17 protein-coding genes and 2 pseudogenes are annotated in these 16,902 nt (G+C 67.6%); 8 read left to right on the top strand and 11 right to left on the bottom strand.

From position 1 onward, the window contains the following. Window positions 1-156: 156 nt before the first annotated feature. A complete protein-coding gene (locus tag ACIBM5_RS20610; protein WP_391585511.1) occupies window positions 157-585 on the top strand; it encodes a pyridoxamine 5'-phosphate oxidase family protein in 429 nt (142 codons plus the stop codon). Window positions 586-729: 144 nt separating this feature from the next. Here the strand turns inward: ACIBM5_RS20610 and ACIBM5_RS20605 are convergent, their stop codons facing one another. From ACIBM5_RS20605 to ACIBM5_RS20590, 4 genes and pseudogenes are all read right to left on the bottom strand, one after another. Further along, complete coding sequence (locus tag ACIBM5_RS20605) at window positions 730-996, bottom strand: hypothetical protein (protein ID WP_396008366.1); 267 nt, start codon at window positions 994-996, stop codon at window positions 730-732. Between the two features lie 72 nt (window positions 997-1,068). Beyond that, window positions 1,069-1,200: pseudogene (locus ACIBM5_RS20600) on the bottom strand (DUF397 domain-containing protein); the annotation flags it as partial. A 43-nt stretch (window positions 1,201-1,243) separates the two neighbouring features. After that, a pseudogene (locus ACIBM5_RS20595) lies at window positions 1,244-1,459 on the bottom strand (Scr1 family TA system antitoxin-like transcriptional regulator); the annotation flags it as partial. 12 nt (window positions 1,460-1,471) lie between these two features. Further along, the gene (locus tag ACIBM5_RS20590) at window positions 1,472-1,903 is read right to left on the bottom strand and encodes an ATP-binding protein (RefSeq protein ID WP_396008182.1); all 432 of its coding nucleotides are present in this window, start codon (window positions 1,901-1,903) and stop codon (window positions 1,472-1,474) included. Between the two features lie 218 nt (window positions 1,904-2,121). Here ACIBM5_RS20590 and ACIBM5_RS20585 point away from each other — a divergent pair, with 218 nt between their 5' ends. Both ACIBM5_RS20585 and ACIBM5_RS20580 read left to right on the top strand, forming a co-directional pair. After that, the gene (locus ACIBM5_RS20585) at window positions 2,122-2,964 is read left to right on the top strand and encodes a helix-turn-helix domain-containing protein (RefSeq protein ID WP_396008181.1); all 843 of its coding nucleotides are present in this window, start codon (window positions 2,122-2,124) and stop codon (window positions 2,962-2,964) included. Beyond that, on the top strand, window positions 2,961-3,158 hold the full coding sequence (locus ACIBM5_RS20580; RefSeq protein ID WP_396008180.1) for a DUF397 domain-containing protein: 198 nt from the start codon (window positions 2,961-2,963) through the stop codon (window positions 3,156-3,158). The genes ACIBM5_RS20585 and ACIBM5_RS20580 overlap by 4 nt, the downstream gene beginning before the upstream one ends. 31 nt (window positions 3,159-3,189) lie before the next feature. Here the strand turns inward: ACIBM5_RS20580 and ACIBM5_RS20575 are convergent, their stop codons facing one another. The 5 genes from ACIBM5_RS20575 to ACIBM5_RS20555 all read right to left on the bottom strand — a co-directional run bounded on the left by ACIBM5_RS20575 (window position 3,190) and on the right by ACIBM5_RS20555 (window position 10,498). Then, a complete protein-coding gene (locus tag ACIBM5_RS20575) occupies window positions 3,190-4,080 on the bottom strand; it encodes a hypothetical protein (protein ID WP_396008179.1) in 891 nt (296 codons plus the stop codon). A gap of 723 nt (window positions 4,081-4,803) precedes the next feature. Continuing rightward, entirely contained in the window at window positions 4,804-5,271 is a 468-nt protein-coding gene (locus tag ACIBM5_RS20570; RefSeq protein WP_396008178.1) for a barstar family protein, read from the bottom strand. Continuing rightward, entirely contained in the window at window positions 5,268-9,740 is a 4,473-nt protein-coding gene (locus ACIBM5_RS20565; RefSeq protein ID WP_396008354.1) for a DUF6531 domain-containing protein, read from the bottom strand. The genes ACIBM5_RS20570 and ACIBM5_RS20565 overlap by 4 nt, the downstream gene beginning before the upstream one ends. A 94-nt stretch (window positions 9,741-9,834) precedes the next feature. Then, window positions 9,835-10,185, bottom strand: coding sequence for a hypothetical protein (locus tag ACIBM5_RS20560; RefSeq protein WP_396008177.1), 351 nt, complete (start codon window positions 10,183-10,185; stop codon window positions 9,835-9,837). Beyond that, entirely contained in the window at window positions 10,178-10,498 is a 321-nt protein-coding gene (locus ACIBM5_RS20555; protein ID WP_396008176.1) for an SseB family protein, read from the bottom strand. The genes ACIBM5_RS20560 and ACIBM5_RS20555 overlap by 8 nt, the downstream gene beginning before the upstream one ends. A 355-nt stretch (window positions 10,499-10,853) precedes the next feature. On the opposite strand from ACIBM5_RS20555, the gene eno reads away from it, so the two are divergent. From eno to ACIBM5_RS20535, 4 genes are all read left to right on the top strand, one after another. Then, window positions 10,854-12,134 carry a phosphopyruvate hydratase gene (gene eno / locus ACIBM5_RS20550; RefSeq protein WP_391585498.1) on the top strand — a complete coding sequence of 427 codons (1,281 nt, stop codon included), beginning with the start codon at window positions 10,854-10,856 and terminating at the stop codon, window positions 12,132-12,134. Between the two features lie 56 nt (window positions 12,135-12,190). Beyond that, window positions 12,191-12,826: a septum formation initiator family protein gene (locus ACIBM5_RS20545; protein WP_396008175.1), complete on the top strand. Its 636-nt coding sequence runs from the start codon at window positions 12,191-12,193 to the stop codon at window positions 12,824-12,826. Window positions 12,827-12,941: 115 nt separating this feature from the next. After that, window positions 12,942-13,460 carry a DUF501 domain-containing protein gene (locus ACIBM5_RS20540; protein ID WP_391585496.1) on the top strand — a complete coding sequence of 173 codons (519 nt, stop codon included), beginning with the start codon at window positions 12,942-12,944 and terminating at the stop codon, window positions 13,458-13,460. Next, the gene (locus ACIBM5_RS20535) at window positions 13,457-14,395 is read left to right on the top strand and encodes an exopolyphosphatase (protein ID WP_396008174.1); all 939 of its coding nucleotides are present in this window, start codon (window positions 13,457-13,459) and stop codon (window positions 14,393-14,395) included. The genes ACIBM5_RS20540 and ACIBM5_RS20535 overlap by 4 nt, the downstream gene beginning before the upstream one ends. Before the next feature lie 50 nt (window positions 14,396-14,445). Here ACIBM5_RS20535 and ACIBM5_RS20530 read toward each other — a convergent pair whose 3' ends face one another. Continuing rightward, a complete protein-coding gene (locus ACIBM5_RS20530; protein ID WP_396008173.1) occupies window positions 14,446-14,715 on the bottom strand; it encodes a type II toxin-antitoxin system RelE/ParE family toxin in 270 nt (89 codons plus the stop codon). Next, the gene (locus tag ACIBM5_RS20525; protein ID WP_396008172.1) at window positions 14,712-14,984 is read right to left on the bottom strand and encodes a type II toxin-antitoxin system Phd/YefM family antitoxin; all 273 of its coding nucleotides are present in this window, start codon (window positions 14,982-14,984) and stop codon (window positions 14,712-14,714) included. The genes ACIBM5_RS20530 and ACIBM5_RS20525 overlap by 4 nt, the downstream gene beginning before the upstream one ends. Before the next feature lie 455 nt (window positions 14,985-15,439). On the opposite strand from ACIBM5_RS20525, the gene ACIBM5_RS20520 reads away from it, so the two are divergent. Beyond that, on the top strand, window positions 15,440-16,789 hold the full coding sequence (locus tag ACIBM5_RS20520) for an NAD(P)/FAD-dependent oxidoreductase (RefSeq protein ID WP_391585492.1): 1,350 nt from the start codon (window positions 15,440-15,442) through the stop codon (window positions 16,787-16,789). Window positions 16,790-16,902 lie beyond the last annotated feature (113 nt).

The raw sequence follows: 16,902 nt of genomic DNA, 5'->3' as shown, positions 1-16,902 counted from the left end.
GCGCACGTCGAGACGATCTCCGCGGACGTCGAGATGATCTCGGCGCACCTCGAGACGATCTCCGTTCATCTCGTGGACGGTGATCACGTGACCGGTGGGGCGAAGGGCGCAGTACGGTGGCCATGAGGCCCCTGTGCTGCGAAAGGCGGATCCTCCATGATCGACCCCGAACTGAGGACGGCTCTGGACGCGATGCTCGGCGATCCGGAGCACTGGGTGCACGTGGGCACGGTGACCCCGACGGGGGAGCCGCACGTGACGCCCGTGATGCTCGCGTACGACGACGAGTATCTCTACCTCAGCCTCACCGGCCGCACCAAGAAGGCGAATCTGGAGCACGACCCGCGCGTGTGCCTGTCGATGGCGCGGGACGGCGACATCGCGCACGTCATCGTGTGGGGCGAGGTCGCCATGCGCGAGGACGAGTGGGCCCAGGAGCGCTGGGAGTTCGCCATGCGTCACATCCTGGGCGAAGCGGGCCTGGCCCAACAGCGCCGCCCGCTGTCACGGGAGGGTACGAGCCTGGGCGTGGTGACGCCGAAACGCTGGCGAGTCTTCGGGCTGGGGCTGGGGCCGGGGTCGTAGGGTGCGGCGGCCGGCCGCGCGTTCGGGCGGGGTGTGAGAGCGAGTTCGGTCGAGTCGGACGGATCGGCCGAGTCGGAGGTGTCGGTCGGGTCGGGGGCGTCGGCCGAGTCGGAGGTGTCGGTCGGGTCGGGGGCGTCGGCCGACTCAGCCGTGGAGTGCTTCGTCGGCTTCCCGGTGGATCTCCGCCTGTGCGAACAACACCGAGGCCACGTAACACGGCAGGGCGATCAACGCGGCGACGAGCGCGACATCCTCGGCGCGCAGCAAACTGGCGGCAACCCCGACCAGCGCGAGCCCGAACGGCAACCACCGCCGCCAGAAAGCCAGTTCATGCATACGAGCGACCTGCGCGGCCCGGACGAGTACGCCTCCACCGATTCCGGACACCAGAACAATCGCCAGCAACTCCACGGCAGTACAGAGCCTTTCCGGCTTCGGCGAGGACACGGGTCCCCCAGCAAACCAGACGTGGCCGGATTGCGTTCAACGCGGGCGGACTCCGTCGAGGAGCGCACACCACGCGTCGGGGCGCACCGTGATCACCGGTCCGTCGGCGAGCTTGGAGTCTCGGACCCCGATGGGTCCAAGGTCGGCGACTGAGACGCCGTTCTCGTTTCCTCGACGAGAACGATCCTACGTACCCCGGGCGTTCGACTCGACGCGTCGTCCGGCGCAAAACCTCGTCCTGCGACAGCGTTGGTGAACCGGCTCGGATGACGGCGAAGGCGTACTCGAAAGTCTGAAGCAGACCGGGAAGCAAGGTCGGTAGATAGGACCGCACGGCTACCGCAGTTTGTTCCGTGATGTCCGCTCCATGTCCGCAACCCGGTATGCCCTCGCCGGCGGGTGGGCAATGCCCGACGATGCCGCACACGGAGACGGCGTGCTATCCCGATCCCTCCGGGACCTCGAGGGCGAACCAGATCCGTTTGCCGCGTACGAGCGACTTGCACCCGTGCGCCTGGGACAACTCCTCCAGCAGCGGTACACCTCGGCCGTGGTCGGCGAGTCCGCCCATCGGCAACCCGGTCCGCACCGGCAGGGCGCGGCTGCCGTCCTCGACATCGACCACGATCCGTGCGCCGGGGCGGTCGTAGGACACTCGCACCCGGACCCGCGTCCGCGGGGCGTGCCGCACGGCGTTGGCAAATACCTCGGTGGTGAGCAACTCGCCCAGCCAGAGCAACTCTTCGTTCGCGATCCCGAGCCGAGTCAGTGCCGCCACGACGACCCCGCGCACAGCCGGGGCATACGGCGCGTCCGCCGTACACGTCAGCGAGGCGATCGGTACGCAGCCCTTGAGGATGGATGTGGACATGCGCGTCTCCAATGGGATCGATGCATGTCGCTTCGCGCGGAGTGGACGATTCTCCACACAGCGTGAGCGGCTCTTTGGCTGGACCATAGCTGGTGCGCATAAAGTCGCGCATTAGGTCTCACTCGTATTGATGTAGTCCGGGTGAAACGGCTCCGTTTCGGCACCCCCGGCCGTACTCTGCCGCAGGATTCAACCGGACACAGACGCGAGGACAGCCCATGGCCACAGCCCCGACCTATGCGCGCCGAAGGTTGGGCGGCGAACTCAGACGGTTGCGGCTCAGGGCGGGCTTGACCGGCGAGAGCCTCGCCGAAGCGTGCGGGTGGAGTCAGACGAAGATCGTTCGGATCGAGACGGGCCGGGTCTCGCTGACACGCCACGACCTCCTCAAGCTGTGCGGCATCTTCGGGACTTCCGAGGAAGAGACCGCACGACTCACGGCTTGGCGTGAAGGTTCCACGGACTTCCGCTGGTGGCTGGAGTACGCCAACGTCGTCAGCGCCCAACTCCAGGAGTACCTGTCACTGGAGGCACAGGCCGCCGAGATCCAATCGGCCAACACGAGTGTGATCCCCGGACTGATCCAGTCGCCGCGCTACATCGAGGCACTCTTCGCGACATCGCCATGGACCCCGGATCCCGACCTTGCCGCCTCGCTCATCGAGGTCCGGCGCAAACGCCAACTTCTGCTCGAAGGCACGGCTGTGGTCTCCATTGTCATCGGCGAGTCGCTGGTCCATGCAACGTTGGGCAGTGCCGATGTCTTGCGGGACCAGTTGCGTCACCTTCTGGAACTGGCCTCGCGTCCCGAAACCTCTATTCGGCTGCTTCCTTTCGATGCTCCTGCCAGCCCCGTCGAAGGCGGCGTCACACTGCTGGACTTCGCGCACGATTACGAGCCCAGCGTGGCGGTGACGGAACACATGCGTGGCTTGGAGATCAAGGACGGAGCGGTCGAAGTACGCCGCTGCCAGAGGCTGTTGGGCCATCTCCAGCGTCATACCCTGTCCCCTGAGGACACGAAGAAGGTCATCGAGCAACGATTGCGAGACCTGGTATGACTGCGAACGTGCTTGGGTGGCGAACTTCCTCCTATTCGTCCGCCACCGATACGAACACCTGCGTCGAGGTGGCACCGACCGCCTCGGCCACCGCCGTGCGGGACACCAAGTGCCGTGAGCGCGGCCACTTCTGCGTCCCCGCGGCGTCCTGGGCCACGCTCGTGCGAACCCTCAAGGGTGCGCGCGGCCGCTGAGCAGCGCGCTTCGCTCGCAGCCGAGTCGTGGTCAGAACGGCGGTGCCGGTGTGCCGCCGTAGCGCGGCTTGCAGGTCGTGCACGGGATCGGGCGGCCCTCGTGGTCCTCGCCGCGCCAACCGCCCTTGCAGCCGCACGGGGGTGGTGCCGCCGAGGTGGGTGTCGGGTCTCCGCCCGGGGATCGGCGGAAAGTCGCGCGCATCGTGGCGTGTATCGCGATTGCCTCGTCGAGGCGGTACAGCAGGACGGCCAATGGTGAGCGGATTCCGGGGCCGGTGAGCGGTCCGCAGGTGCGGATGGTGTCGGCGAGATCGTGGATCAGGACGTTCCGGTCGGTGCGTTGGGCGAGCTTGAGCGCGACGCGGTGCAGGCCGGGCATCAGGAATTCGTGCGACTCGGGCGGGAGTTGTTCGACCAGGGCCTTCGCCGCTCGGAACGACGCGTTGTCCGGCGGGCTCGCGCGGGAGGGAGTGGGGGGAGACCCCGTTCCCTCCCCGATAGAGGTAACTACAGGGAGCGGCTCATCCGGGTGAACCGTTGAGGCGCCGTGGTGAGCGCTTGAGCTCCGGTGGGTGGTGTCGGGTGAAGGGCTCAACGGCTCGTCTCGGTGGGCAGTTGAGCCGATGCTCAACGGTCCGTCCGGATGATCCGTTGAGGGGATGAGCAGGGCGTACTCGCTGAGCGACGAGTTGCCGTTCCCGAGCCGATGGCCGCGGTGGACCTGAAGCAGGAGCCCGCGTCGCTGCAACGTGTCGAGGGCACGACGAACGGTGGAGAGATGGAAGCCACCGTCGTCGGCGAGTATGGCGTGCGTGACGCGGATGCCGGTGCCGTCGGACTTCGCGTAGGAAGCGAGCAACAGTGCGAACAGCAGCAGCGTGCGCTTGAGCTCCGGATCACGGCGCACGGTACCCAGCCACACGGCGCGACGCGCATTCGGGGGAATCCTGGCCGGATCGGTGGTCGAAGAGGGGTAGTTCAGGCATGCTTGTGCCTGAGGATGCGCCGGGAGCACGGCGTTGCCTTTCGGTTGGTCCGCTGCGTTGTACAGCGGGTTGACTAGCGGCGATCACCTTCTGAGGGGTGGTCGCCGCTTTCCGTAGTTGAACCGTAACGGCCGCTTAATCGCCGATGCCCAACTTTCACCCGATCGAGCGACCAACCATTTTTTGACACCCCGTCACCGACGGGTGGGGCAGTCGATGTGGTCCTGAGGCGCGGGTGCCGGCATCGCCCGGAACACCCGTTCCAGGCCGTGAACTTGCGACCGATCCCCGACGCCATCCAGTTTCGCCCTCGATGCTCACACCCGCCGACGCCGCGAACTCGCCTCGGAACCGGCCGGCTTGCTCGAGCTGGAGAGTCGTGTGGGCGCCGCGTACACAGTCCTGATCGCGCGCGAGTATGAGCATCATCCAACGGGCGATTGTCGGGCATCGACTGCAATCAGACGGCGGTCAGGCAGTGCCGGATGACAGTCGCGTGCACCGGCGTCGAGACCTGCACCAAGTCTCCACGCAGCGCCTCAACCTCTCGATCCGCAGCGAACTCGACCAAGGCCTCGCAGGAGGTTGAGTGTCGGCAGTATTCTCGGTCGGAGGTTACAAGAGAACCGCCGAGACGTACAAGTGGAGTAATTGTGTTCCTACATCAAAAGGTCACGCTTGGTGCGTTCGAGTGAGAGAGGGGCGCAGTAGAAAACGATGTTGAATGCGATTTCTTTTCCCGGCGGTTTGGCCGGCTGGTCCGGTGAAGTGCCGAAAGTCCGCACCGTGCGGTTCAGGATTTCGGATAGGACTCGTTTTCCCTCAGGTTCGTCCCGAAGGAGTAGGTCTGCCCGGAAAACGAGAAGCAGATACCTTTCGGCCGGAATCCATGAGAGGTCCCTTGAATACTCTGCAAATGCCGGCCAATTCCAGCCGAATTGAACGGGAAACTTCAATTCGCTGGAAAATGACTCGAATACGCCCTGACTGTCGAGCATCCGAGCCCCGTCGAGTCGCGCACAGTAGACGCTGCCGGTCGGAAGCGAAGGAATGGCATGCGCCTCGGTATCGGGCGCGAAATGGAACCAGGGAGACTCGCACTGCCAAATTTCTTCGCCAAGAATCATTTGTATACAATCCAAGATTTGTAGTGATTGGGGCTGTAGTATATCGAACCATCCGACCCGGATACGATTCTTTCGGTGCTTCTGCTGGGGTCCCCCGCAGTCTGGAGGGAGCCCCATTCCCTGTATTGGATGGGAGTTCCGTTCGCATCATGAGTCGGCAGTATGGTGCTGCCGTTTCTGCCATCATTCTGAAAGGGTGTGGGCAAGCTCTCTCCTCTTATACCATCCGCGTGTCCGTAAGGATGAACGCCGCGATCCGCGATCCAGCGAATCACCTCCAGCGATTCCGGCGGAATCATTGAGGGAGCCCACCACCCCGGAGGGGGGTGCCCGAATGACGACCCGGAACTGTAGGGGGCAAGCCCCAACGGGTCGATCCAGGTTAGTGGATTTGTGACATACGTATGCGGGTTCGGTGCGGGCTTCAATCCCCAAGGGTCTGGGCTGGCGTATGCTCCGAAGGTCGGGTCGTACTGGCGAAAATAGTTCGATAAAAATCCGCTCTCCTCGTCGCGATATTGTCCCGGGAAACCGAAAGGGCAATATGAAAAGCTTTCCGACGGCCGGTCAACCGAACCCCAAAGTGAAGTGCGTGCGCCTCCCGCCCGTACGCCAAACATATCGATCATGTCGGTAGGCGTGCCTGCGGGATCGGTTACTATCGAATAAATATGATGTTCTGTGTCGGCTTCGGTGTCCGGTATGACGATCTGGGTAATCAGACGAGGCTCATTCGGCTGATAATCCCAGTAAGTAATCGTTCCATCTCCTGCCGACTCCTCCACGAGGTCGGTCTGATCCCAGGTAAAGATGCAATTATGCGTGGCTTCTTTGTCGGACGAAAGCAGCGTCTTGGAGACTCGGCGACCCAAAGGGTCATAGGTGTACGTCCATTTATGACCGGTGGGGGTGTCCGTGGAGACAAGGCGATCATCGGCATCCCACGTATAACTCCATACTCGAAACTTTCCTGAAAGTGACCTTCGGGTTCGCCGTATGAGGCGGCCTTGAGAATCATGCTCCAGATGAGTGCGCCCCACGCGACTGGTGAGGGTCCCAGACACCGTGCGCGACCCCTGCTCACTGTCGTCGGCGCTCGGCCATACACCGTGAATTTGGTTTCCAGCGGCATCGTATGCGTAACGCTCCGACCAGGCTGGTGCCTCCATTGTGAGCACTCGCCCGAACTCGTCGAGATCGAAAGTCACCATGCCATTTAGTGAATCGTCAATGGTTGTGATGCAGCCGTCGTCGCGATAGGAGAAGCTGCGACGAAGTGCTTGTTTGCGTCCAACGCTAGGGTCGAGGATTGTAGCCACTTTGGTTGCCGGGGATCCGACCGTGATCGACTGGCCGACGAGCCGATGCGTCTCGTTCCATTGTTGGGCGAGAGTGACGTGGTGGCCGAAATCCCGCTGCGTTTCGCGACCTGCGGCATTGTGGGTGAACTCGAAAGTATGCCCTGATGTGTGCAGGGTCCGCGGCCTCCCGGCAGCGTCGTAGGTCCATCCGCTGACCTGCCCGCTAGGAGTTTCGCGACGAGTTCGTCGGCCGAGCGCGTCGTAGCTTTTCAGCAGAATGCGACCGTTGCAGGCTTCCTTCACTACGCGACCCAAAGCGTCCCGGGTGAGGACCAGAACCACGTCGGGGCCGGCGGCTCTGCAAAGTCGACCGAGAACGTCATGTTCGTAGCGGGTCTCGTGGCCTGTGGTTTCGTGGCGTTGAGCAATGACGCGACCCAGTGCGTCGCGGGCGTAGGCGGCAGCCTCGCCGGCCCCGTTGATACGACGGATCAATCGGCCCGCCGCGTCGTGGTGGTAGGTGAGTTCTCGGCCGTTGAAGTCGGTTTCGGACGTGAGGCGGCCGGCCTGGTCGTATTCGTATTCCCAGGTCAGGCCCATGGGGTTGGTGACCTTGGTGAGGCGGAGTTCGGGGTCGTAGGTGAACTCCAGCCTGGCGCCGTCGGGGCCGGTTTGGGCGGACGGGAGGTCGAAGTGGGTTGACTCGTAACTGGTCGTGAAGCCGGCCGGGTTCACGTGGTGGCGGAGGTTGCCTTCGGCGTCCCAGGTCCAGGATTCGTGGGTGCCGTCGGGGCGTTGGCGCCGGGCGGGCTTGCCTTCCACGGTCCAGGCGGTCTTGGTGGTGCTGCCCAGCGGGTCGGTCAGGGTTGTGGCTCGGCCGAAGGCGTTGCGGGTGAGGCTTGTGGTGGCGCCGAGGGGGTCGGTTACCGACACCGGGAGGCCCGCGGGGTCCGAGGTGACCTCGGTGGTGTGGCCCAGGGCGTTGGTGGTGGCCGTCAGGTGGCCGGCCGGGTCGTAGGCGTAGGACGTGACGGCGCCGAGTTCGTCGGTGGCGGTGAGGAGGTTGGCGCGCTCGTCGTAGGTGTAGCGGCGCCGGCCGCCGTCCAGGCCGGTGACGAGGGTGGGGCGGCAGAGCAGCGGGTCGAAGTCGGCGACGGTGAAGGTGCCGTTGGGGAGGACGATGCCGACTGTGTTGCCCAGGGCGTCGTACGAGTACCGCGTGGTGTGGCCGAGTTCGTCGGTGACGGCCACTCGGCGGTTGTAGGAGTCCCACTCCGTGGACCGGGTGCCGCCGAGGGGGTCGGTCTCGCGGACGACCTGGGACCAGTCGTTGTATTCGTATTCGCGGACCGCGCCGAGGGCGTCGGTCATCCGGGTTGTCCGGGCCGCGTCGTCGTAGTCGAACGAGTTGTCCATGACGCCGTCGATGCCGGAGCCGCGTACACAGCGGCCCGCCTGGTCGTATTCGTACTGGTACCAGGTCCCGTTGCGGTCGGTCCAGGACGTCATGCGGTGGTGGTCGTCGTAGGTGAAGCGGAGCGGGCGGCCGGAGGAGTTGACGACCTCCGACAGGTCGCCGGACTCGCCGTAGGCGAAGGTGACCAGGGGGATCGAGGCCGTCGGGTTGTCGGATCTCATGTGGGTGACGGGGTCCGCGCCCAGCAACCGAAACCCCGTGATCAGCCCGCCCGCCGTGTCCACCGCGACCCGATACCCACCCGAGTGGGTGACCTCGCACGGCACGCCCGCGTCGTCGTACAGATAGTCGATCCGGCTCCCGTTGCGATCGACCAGGGAGCGCACCGGTATTCGCCGCGAGAGCACCTCCGGCAGCGCCGCGAACGACCAGCTCCGGCCCCGCTGCGGATCGGTCACCGTGAACGTCCCGTTCGGCGCCCCGTCCCAGACCAGCGGCCACCGATAGCCGCCCATCGGCATGACCGGCTCGCCCGGCCGCGGCACCGGATACCGCAGCACCATCCCGTCGGCGGCCGTGAACGTGACCCGGTCCGCGCCCAGTTGCAGGTACTGGTCGAACGTCGACGCCCACCGCTCGCCGAACCACCGCCCGCCGCCGAACGCCGTCCGGTGATGCCGCTCCAAGACCAACGGCAGCGCCCCCGCCAGCGTCACATCGGTCTGCGGCAGCACCATCTCGCCGGTGACCACGTCGATCGGCTCGCCCTCGCGCGTACACGCATCCGCACCCCGGCAGCGCGGGTTGTCCCGCTTGGCGATGGCCTTCTCGGCCTGCTCGGCGGGCGTCAACGCCTTGTTGCCACCGCGCGTCGCCAGCGTCAACGCCAGGTCGGGGGCGAGGTGGCCGAGGAAGCGCGCCGGGTTCTTCTTGAAGTCCTCCCACGAGGTGACGACCGTGTCCTGCGCGAACCCGACGGGGTCTCGGGCGATGCCGAGCATGCCCGTCGCGATGTTCTTCAGATCGGTCGCGTAGGCGGCCGGTTCGAGGTAGGCCCGGGCCGGGTCGATGACGCCCGCGAAGCTCGCCAACTCCATGAAGGCGGCGGCCCCACCCTTGACGAAGTCGATGCCCGCATTGCTGAGCGTCTTCCGGATGTCCGGGTCCAGGTCCAGCACACCGGCCGACTTCCGCAGCTCCAACATCGCGTGCGCGTCGGCCTTTGCCACCCGCTCCCGGACCCGCCGCAACTGCTCCTGCGCCTCGCGCAACAGGTCGGCGCCCGGGTTTCCCTCGGGTTTGTGCGGTAGTTGCGGCAGGCACTCCTTGCCGACGCCGTTGGCCTTCTGCACGTCCTGGTTGCGCTTGGCGAGGTCGTACGACTCCTGTTCCCTCGCCTGCGCCTCGATCAGCCAGAACGCCTGTTTGGCCTTGGGGATGATCTCGTTGGCGCACTCGCCCTGGGCGAACCGCAGCACCTCGGCGAACTCGCGCAGCTTCTTGGCGACGCTCGGGTATTCCTTGCCGTGCAGCTTGAGGACGTCGGTGACCAGCTTCAGGTCCTTGCGGAATCCCTCGGCGGCGTCGCCCCGCCAGAGGTCCTTGCCGTCGATCCTGCCCAGCCGGTCCTTGGCCTCCAGCGCCTGGACCGAGAACCGGGTGAACACGTCCGCGACGGTGTGCAGCACCTCCCAGTCACCCGGTATCAGCCCCCGAGGCTGCGAATCGGGCGTGAGCGGTTCGCCTGACACCAACACCGTGCAACCCCCGTCAGTCGGTCGATCCGTCGGTCGGAGCAGCTCTCCAGCGGTCAGCCGTCAGCCGTCCGCCGTCGGCCGTCAGCCGTCAGTCCGTCGTGCTCATGTCGTCGCCCGCGTGGATCGAGGCCGCGCCACCCGGCGTGAAGAACCTGGCCTCGGCGTCCCGTTCCGCCGCCTCGTACTGCTGTGCGGCCATCTCCAGCGAGATCGCGATGGTCTCGCCGAGGCCGACCAGCGCGACCATCGCCTGGCCGGACTTCAGTACGATCTCGCCGGCCTGGTACGGCGAGGTGTAGTGCTTTTGCAACGCCTCCAGCTGCGCCTGCAACGGCTGCTGCTTCCGGGCGATTTCCCGGGCGATCAGCAGCGCGTCGATCAATTCGGCACTCGCCCCGCGCACGAACGCGCTGTCGACCTTGAATCCGTCGTCACCCACCCGTGGCCTCCGTCTCCGGCTCGCCGTTCCACAGACTCGCCCGCAGCCGCACCGGTCGCGGGCCGGCCAGGTCCACCGCGATGTCGTAGCCCGCCGGCAGCAGCCGCACCAGGTCCGCGCCCTCCGTGGCGAACCAGTCGCACGCCCCGCCGACGAACAGCCCCAACTGCTCCTCGGAGGTGAACACCGGTACGACCCCGCCGCCGGGCGGCCCGATCGCGGCGAAGCCCACCTGCTCCGTCCGCTCGCAGTACAACCGGGCCGCGAGCAACGCGGCCGCCAACGCGGGCGGATCGCCGTCACCCGCGAGCAACCGGGCAATCTCCCGCTCCAGCGGCGAAGCGGCGCCGGCACCCGGCCCGCCCGACCGGCCAGACTCGCCGGATCCGCCCGACCGGCCAGACTCGCCGGATCCGCCCGACCCACCCGACGCGCCCAACCCACCCGACGCCTCCGGCCCGCCCGATCCGCCCGACGCCCCCGACCCGCCCCCCGGTTCGATCATGTGTGCGCCCCCGCCTCTCGACCGAGCGTCACCCTAGCGAATTCGTTCACATCCGCGTCACCGATCGGTTGCCCACAGCTACCCGTTCCCGGGCGAACCGCACCGCAGGCTGCTACTAGGCTGGCCGAGCAGACCAGCGTGCCCCTTGATCAAGGAGAAACTCGTGCCGTCCATCGACGTCATCCACGCCCGGGAGATCCTGGACTCCCGAGGGAACCCCACGGTTGAGGTCGAGGTCGTCCTCGACGACGGCAGCTCGGGCCGTGCCGCCGTACCGTCCGGCGCTTCCACCGGTGCCTTCGAGGCCGTCGAACTGCGGGACGGCGACGAGGCCCGGTACGGCGGCAAGGGTGTGCAGAAGGCCGTCGACGCGGTCAACGAGCGCATCTACGAGGAGATCGCCGGCACCGAGGCCGACGACCAGCGGCTGATCGACCAGGCGATGATCGACCTGGACGGCACCGAGAACAAGGCCGAGCTCGGCGCCAACGCGATCCTGGGCGTCTCGCTGGCCGTCGCGCACGCCGCCGCCGAATCGGTGAACCTGCCGCTGTTCCGCTACCTCGGCGGCCCGAACGCGCACGTGCTCCCGGTGCCGATGATGAACATCCTCAACGGTGGTGCGCACGCCGACACCAACGTGGACATCCAGGAGTTCATGATCGCGCCGATCGGCGCGGAGACCTTTGCCGAGGCGGTGCGCTGGGGCACCGAGGTCTACCACTGCCTCAAGTCCGTGCTCAAGGCCCGCGGCCTGGCCACCAGCGTCGGCGACGAGGGCGGCTTCGCGCCGAACCTGGAGAGCAACCGCGCCGCGCTCGACCTGATCGTCGAGGCGATCGAGATGGCCGGCTACACCCCGGGTTCGGACATCGCGCTGGCCCTGGACGTGGCCGCGAGCGAGTTCCACTCGGACGGCGCGTACGTGTTCGAGGGCGCCAAGAAGACCTCCGCCGAGATGTCGGCGTACTACGCCGAGCTGGTCCAGGCGTACCCGCTGGTGTCGATCGAGGACCCGCTGGACGAGAGCGACTGGGAGGGCTGGGTCGCGCTGACCGCGCAGCTCGGCGACAAGGTCCAGCTGGTCGGCGACGACCTGTTCGTGACCAACCCGGAGCGGCTCGCGCGCGGCATCGAGGAGAAGGCGGGCAACGCGCTCCTGGTGAAGGTCAACCAGATCGGCACCCTGACCGAGACCCTGGACGCCGTGTCGCTCGCCCACCGCAACGGCTACCGGTGCATGATGAGTCACCGGTCCGGCGAGACCGAGGACACCACGATCGCGGACCTCGCGGTGGCCACGGACTGCGGCCAGATCAAGACGGGCGCCCCGGCGCGTTCGGAGCGGGTGGCGAAGTACAACCAGCTGCTGCGCATCGAGGAGATCCTCGACGACGCGGCGGAGTACGCCGGCCGTGGCGCGTTCCCGCGCTTCGACGGCTGACACCGGGTCGAGCGGAACACCGCCGGCGCCGAATCGACGGAACGGCGGGAGGACGGGTGAGCGAGCAGCGCGAGGGCGGCCGCAGGACGACCGCTCCGATCGGGGCCGCCCGCGCGTCCCGGGCCGTCGCACCGCCGCGTCAGGCGCGCGGTGACCGTCCGGCACGCGGAGAGCGTCCGGCGGCACCGGCCACGCCGAAGGTCGTCGCCGCGGTCGGGTCCATCAAGGACTCGGCCGCGGCGGCGCGCCTGGGTCGGCTGCGCCGGCGCGGCGGCGGCAAGTGGATCGTGCTGACCCTGGTGGTGCTGAGCCTGGCCGTCGCGCTGGTGTACCCGCTGCGGCAATACCTGGACCAGCGGGCCGAGGTGGACGACCTGCGCGAGAGCACCCGCAAGCAGCAGGCCGAGACCGAACGTATGCGGTCCGACCTGGAGCGCTGGAACGACCCGGCGTACGTACGCCAACAGGCACGCGAGCGGCTGCACTTCGTCTACCCGGGGGACACCGCCTACCTGGTGGTGCCGCAGCCGGGCGATCCGGGCAACCCGGCGCCGCCCACGCCCGCCCGGGCCGGTTCGCCGCCCTGGTACCGCGACCTGTGGGACTCCACGCGCGACGCGGACGGGGCCGGCATGCCGACCGCGAGCGCGACGCCCACACCCACCAGGACACCGGCCGCCTCGATCGGGTAGCCCGCCGATTCCCGCGTCGAGCGGGACCGGGACCGCACGCGTCGAGCGGGTCCGGGACGGCATCCGGATCGAACGTCGGTCCGAGTCACTCAGCGAAGCAGGAATACTTCCCTTCATGGATCAGCACGACATCGACGCCGTCAAGGCGCAGCTCGGCCGTACCCCGCGTGGTCTGCGCGGCGTCGCACACCGGTGCCCGTGCGGGCTGCCCGACGTCGTGGAGACCGCTCCGCGCCTGGAGGACGGCTCGCCGTTCCCGACGCTGTACTACCTGACCTGCCCGCGGGCGGCCTCCGCGATCGGCACGTTGGAGGCGAACAACGTCATGCGCGAGATGAGCGCGCGCCTGGCCGAGGACGAGGACCTCGCGGCCCGCTACGCCGCCGCGCACGAGGACTACATCGCCCGCCGGGACGCGATCGAGGTGCTGGAGGGCTTCCCGTCGGCCGGCGGCATGCCGGATCGGGTCAAGTGCCTGCACGTGCTGGCCGGCCACGCGCTGGCCGCCGGGCGCGGCGTCAACCCGCTCGGCGACGAGACGTTGGACGCACTGCCCGACTGGTGGGCCAAGGGCCCGTGCGTGTGTGTCGACGAGCCGGCCGACGCCGCAGCCCCGGAGGACGAGACCCGATGACCCGACGCGTCGCCGCGATCGACTGCGGCACCAACTCCATCCGCCTGCTCGTCGCCGACCTGGACCCGGCCGCCGGGACGCTGGTCGACCTGGACCGCCGGATGCGGATCGTCCGGCTCGGCCAAGGCGTCGACCGGACCGGCCGGCTGGCTCCCGAGGCGCTGGAGCGCACCTTCGCCGCGTGCCGCGAGTACGCCAAGGCGATCGGCGAACTGGGCGCCGAGCGGGTGCGTTTCGTGGCCACCAGCGCGAGTCGGGACGCGGAGAACCGGGAGGTGTTCCGGGCCGGCGTGCGCGAGATCCTGGGCGTCGAGCCCGAGGTGATCTCCGGCGACGAGGAGGCCGCGCTGTCCTTCGCCGGGGCCACCCGGGAACTCGCCGGGACCGGCGCCGTCGAGACGCCGTACCTGGTGGTCGACATCGGCGGTGGGTCCACCGAGTTCGTCCTGGGCACCGATCGGCCCGAGGCGGCGCGGTCGGTGGACATCGGCTGCGTCCGGATGACCGAGCGGCACCTGCGAGCGGACCCGCCGACGCAGGACCGGATCGCCGCCGCGACCGCCGACATCGAGGCCGCGATCGCCCGGGCCGCGGAGGTGGTCCCGATGGACCGCGCCCGGACCCTGGTCGGCCTGGCGGGCTCGGTGACCACGGTCGCGGGCATCGCGCTGGAGTTGCCCGAATACGACTCGACGGCCATCCACCACTCGCGCCTGACCCTCGACCAGGTCCGCACGGTGACCGCCCGCCTCCTGACGAGCACGCACGCCGAACGGACGGGCATCCCGGTGCTGCATCCGGGTCGGGTGGACGTGATCGGCGCGGGTGCACTGGTGCTGCGCACGATCATGGAACGCACCGGCCTGACCGAGGTCGTGGTCAGCGAGCACGACATTCTGGACGGCATTGCCTGGAAAACGGCAGAGGACCGGTAGCACTGCACAGGCATTGCCCGACGGCACCGCCAACGGGCCGGTCCGAGGGGTCAGAGATTGCGGTTGACGTCGCGGCGGTCGCCGACCTTGACCACGAGAATGATCAGCTCACCGTCCCGAACCTGGTAGGCGATCCGGTAGTTGCCGACTCGAAGCCGATACAGGCCGGACCGGCCGGTGAGCTTCTTGATGTCGGCATCGTCGCGATAGGGGTCGTCGCCGAGTGCGGTCAGCGCGGCCAGAATCCGCATTGCCGCAGGCCGGTCGATGGCTCGCAGTTGGCGTTGCGCGGCGGTGGTGACTCGGAACGCGTACTTCATGTGCCGCTTTCGCCGCGCTCGGTGAAGAGGTCCGCCAGCAACTCGGCCATCGTCACGGTCCGGCCGCCCTCGGCCAGGACCCCCTCGGCCTCGCGCGCCAGCAGTTCGTCGGCGGCTTCCTCCAGCGCGTCGAAGTCCGCAATCGGTACCAGCGCGGCCACCGGAGTCCCATTGCGGGTGATTACCGTCGGGGTGCCGCTTTCGGCGCGATTGATGTGGTCCGCGAAGTGTGCGCGGGCTTCGCGTATGGTCACTGCGCTTTCGGTCATACCTCGCAGTGTACGCACGAGTGTGTACACCTGCTTTGCCGTCGTCCGGAGTTTCTCGGGCCGACGGGGAACCAAGGGGTCGTGTCCAACGTTCGAACACTCGAAAAAGTTTGTGAATCCCTTCACATGGTCCGGGAGGCAAAACTTGGCCATGTGAGGCCGTTTTCCCCTTGTCGGACCGGTCGGGTGGCGGTATCGCCTTCGAATGCGGGGGTTGCCGCCGGTTCGAGGTGGAGATCACATTGCGCCGTCCCCGGGGTCCTCGGGCAGGATCGACGCAGGTCATCGGGACCGGGTCGGCGGACGGGCCGGCCGAAAACGGTCGAGTGGATCTTCCTCGACGGCACACCGTGCACAAATGCACAAGCAAAAGGACGAAGGGTACCAGACGACCCCTTCGGTACTGCGCGCGGCCTCAAGGCACCGGCGGGTTCGATCGGTGGATACTTCCAAACATGAGCAACACGGATCGCCCTCGCATCCTTATCGTCGGCGGCGGCTACGTTGGTCTGTACGCCGCGCAGCGCATCCTCAAGAAGATGCGCTACGGCGAAGCGACCGTCACGGTCGTCGACCCGCGGTCGTACATGACCTACCAGCCCTTCCTCCCGGAAGCGGCCGCCGGCAGCATCTCACCGCGCCATGTCGTGGTGCCGCTGCGCCGTGTCCTGCCCAAGGCCGAGATCGTCAACGGCCGGGTCACCTCCGTCGACCACGACCGCAAGGTCGCGCTGGTCGAGCCGCTCGCGGGCGACTCCTACGAGCTCGGCTTCGACTACATCGTCATCGCACTCGGCTCGATCTCGCGGACCTTCCCGATTCCCGGCCTGGCCGAGAACGGCATCGGTCTCAAGACCATCGAAGAAGCCATCGCGCTGCGCAACCACGTGCTCGGGCAGCTCGACCTGGCCGACTCCACCACCGACGCGGAGATCCGCCGCAAGGCGCTGACCTTCTGCTTCGTCGGCGGCGGGTTCGCGGGGATCGAGGCGCTGGCCGAGGTCGAGGACATGGCGCGCGACGCGGTGCGCTACTACAAGAACCTCAAGCGCGAGGACATGCGCTTCGTGATGGTGGAGGCGGCCAACCGCATCCTCCCCGAGGTCGGTCCGGAACTCGGCGCCTGGACGCTGGAGCGCCTCAAGGCCCGGGACATCGAGTTCCACCTGGAGACGTCGCTCAAGTCCTGCGTCGACAAGCACTGCGTGCTCTCCAACGACATCGAGTTCGACGCCTCCACGATCCTGTGGACGGCGGGCGTCAAGCCGAACCCGGTGTTGTCGGAGTACGGCCTGCCGCTCGGCCCGCGCGGCCACGTCGACACCCGCACCACCCTCCAGGTGGTCGGCATGGACAACGTGTTCGCCGCCGGCGACAACGCGCAGGTGCCGGACCTCGCCGCGGGTGAGGGTGCCTGGTGCCCGCCGAACGCGCAGCACGCGGTGCGGCAGGCGCGGGTCCTGGGCGACAACGTCGTCTCGGTGATGCGTGGGTTCCCGCCGAAGGAGTACAAGCACAAGAACCTCGGCGCGGTGGCGGGTCTGGGCCTGCACAAGGGCGTCGCGGTGATGTTCGGCAAGTTCAAGCTCAAGGGGCTGCCGGCCTGGTTGTTCCACCGCACGTACCACGGGGCGATGGTGCCGACGTTCAACCGGAAGTTCCGGGTGTTCGCCGACTGGACGCTCTCGGCCTTCTTCCGCCGGGAGATCGTCTCGCTCGGGGCGATGGAGCACCCGCGGGACGAGTTCGCCGAGGCGGCACTGCCGGCGCCGCGACCCGCGGTCGAGCCTGCCGCGAAGGCCTAGTTCTCGGCAGGGGCCCGGGGGGCCCCCCCCCGGGGGGGGGGGGGGCCCCCGGCGGGGGGGGGGGGGGGGGGGGGGGGGGGGGGGGCGGGGTGTGTGGGTGGGGGGGGCGGTGC

Origin of the sequence: Embleya sp. NPDC050493 (assembly GCF_044458105.1) — a bacterium.
Lineage (GTDB): Bacteria > Actinomycetota > Actinomycetes > Streptomycetales > Streptomycetaceae > Embleya.
Note: the sequence above shows the minus strand (reverse complement) of the source record. Positions and strands in the feature narration are given on the sequence as shown.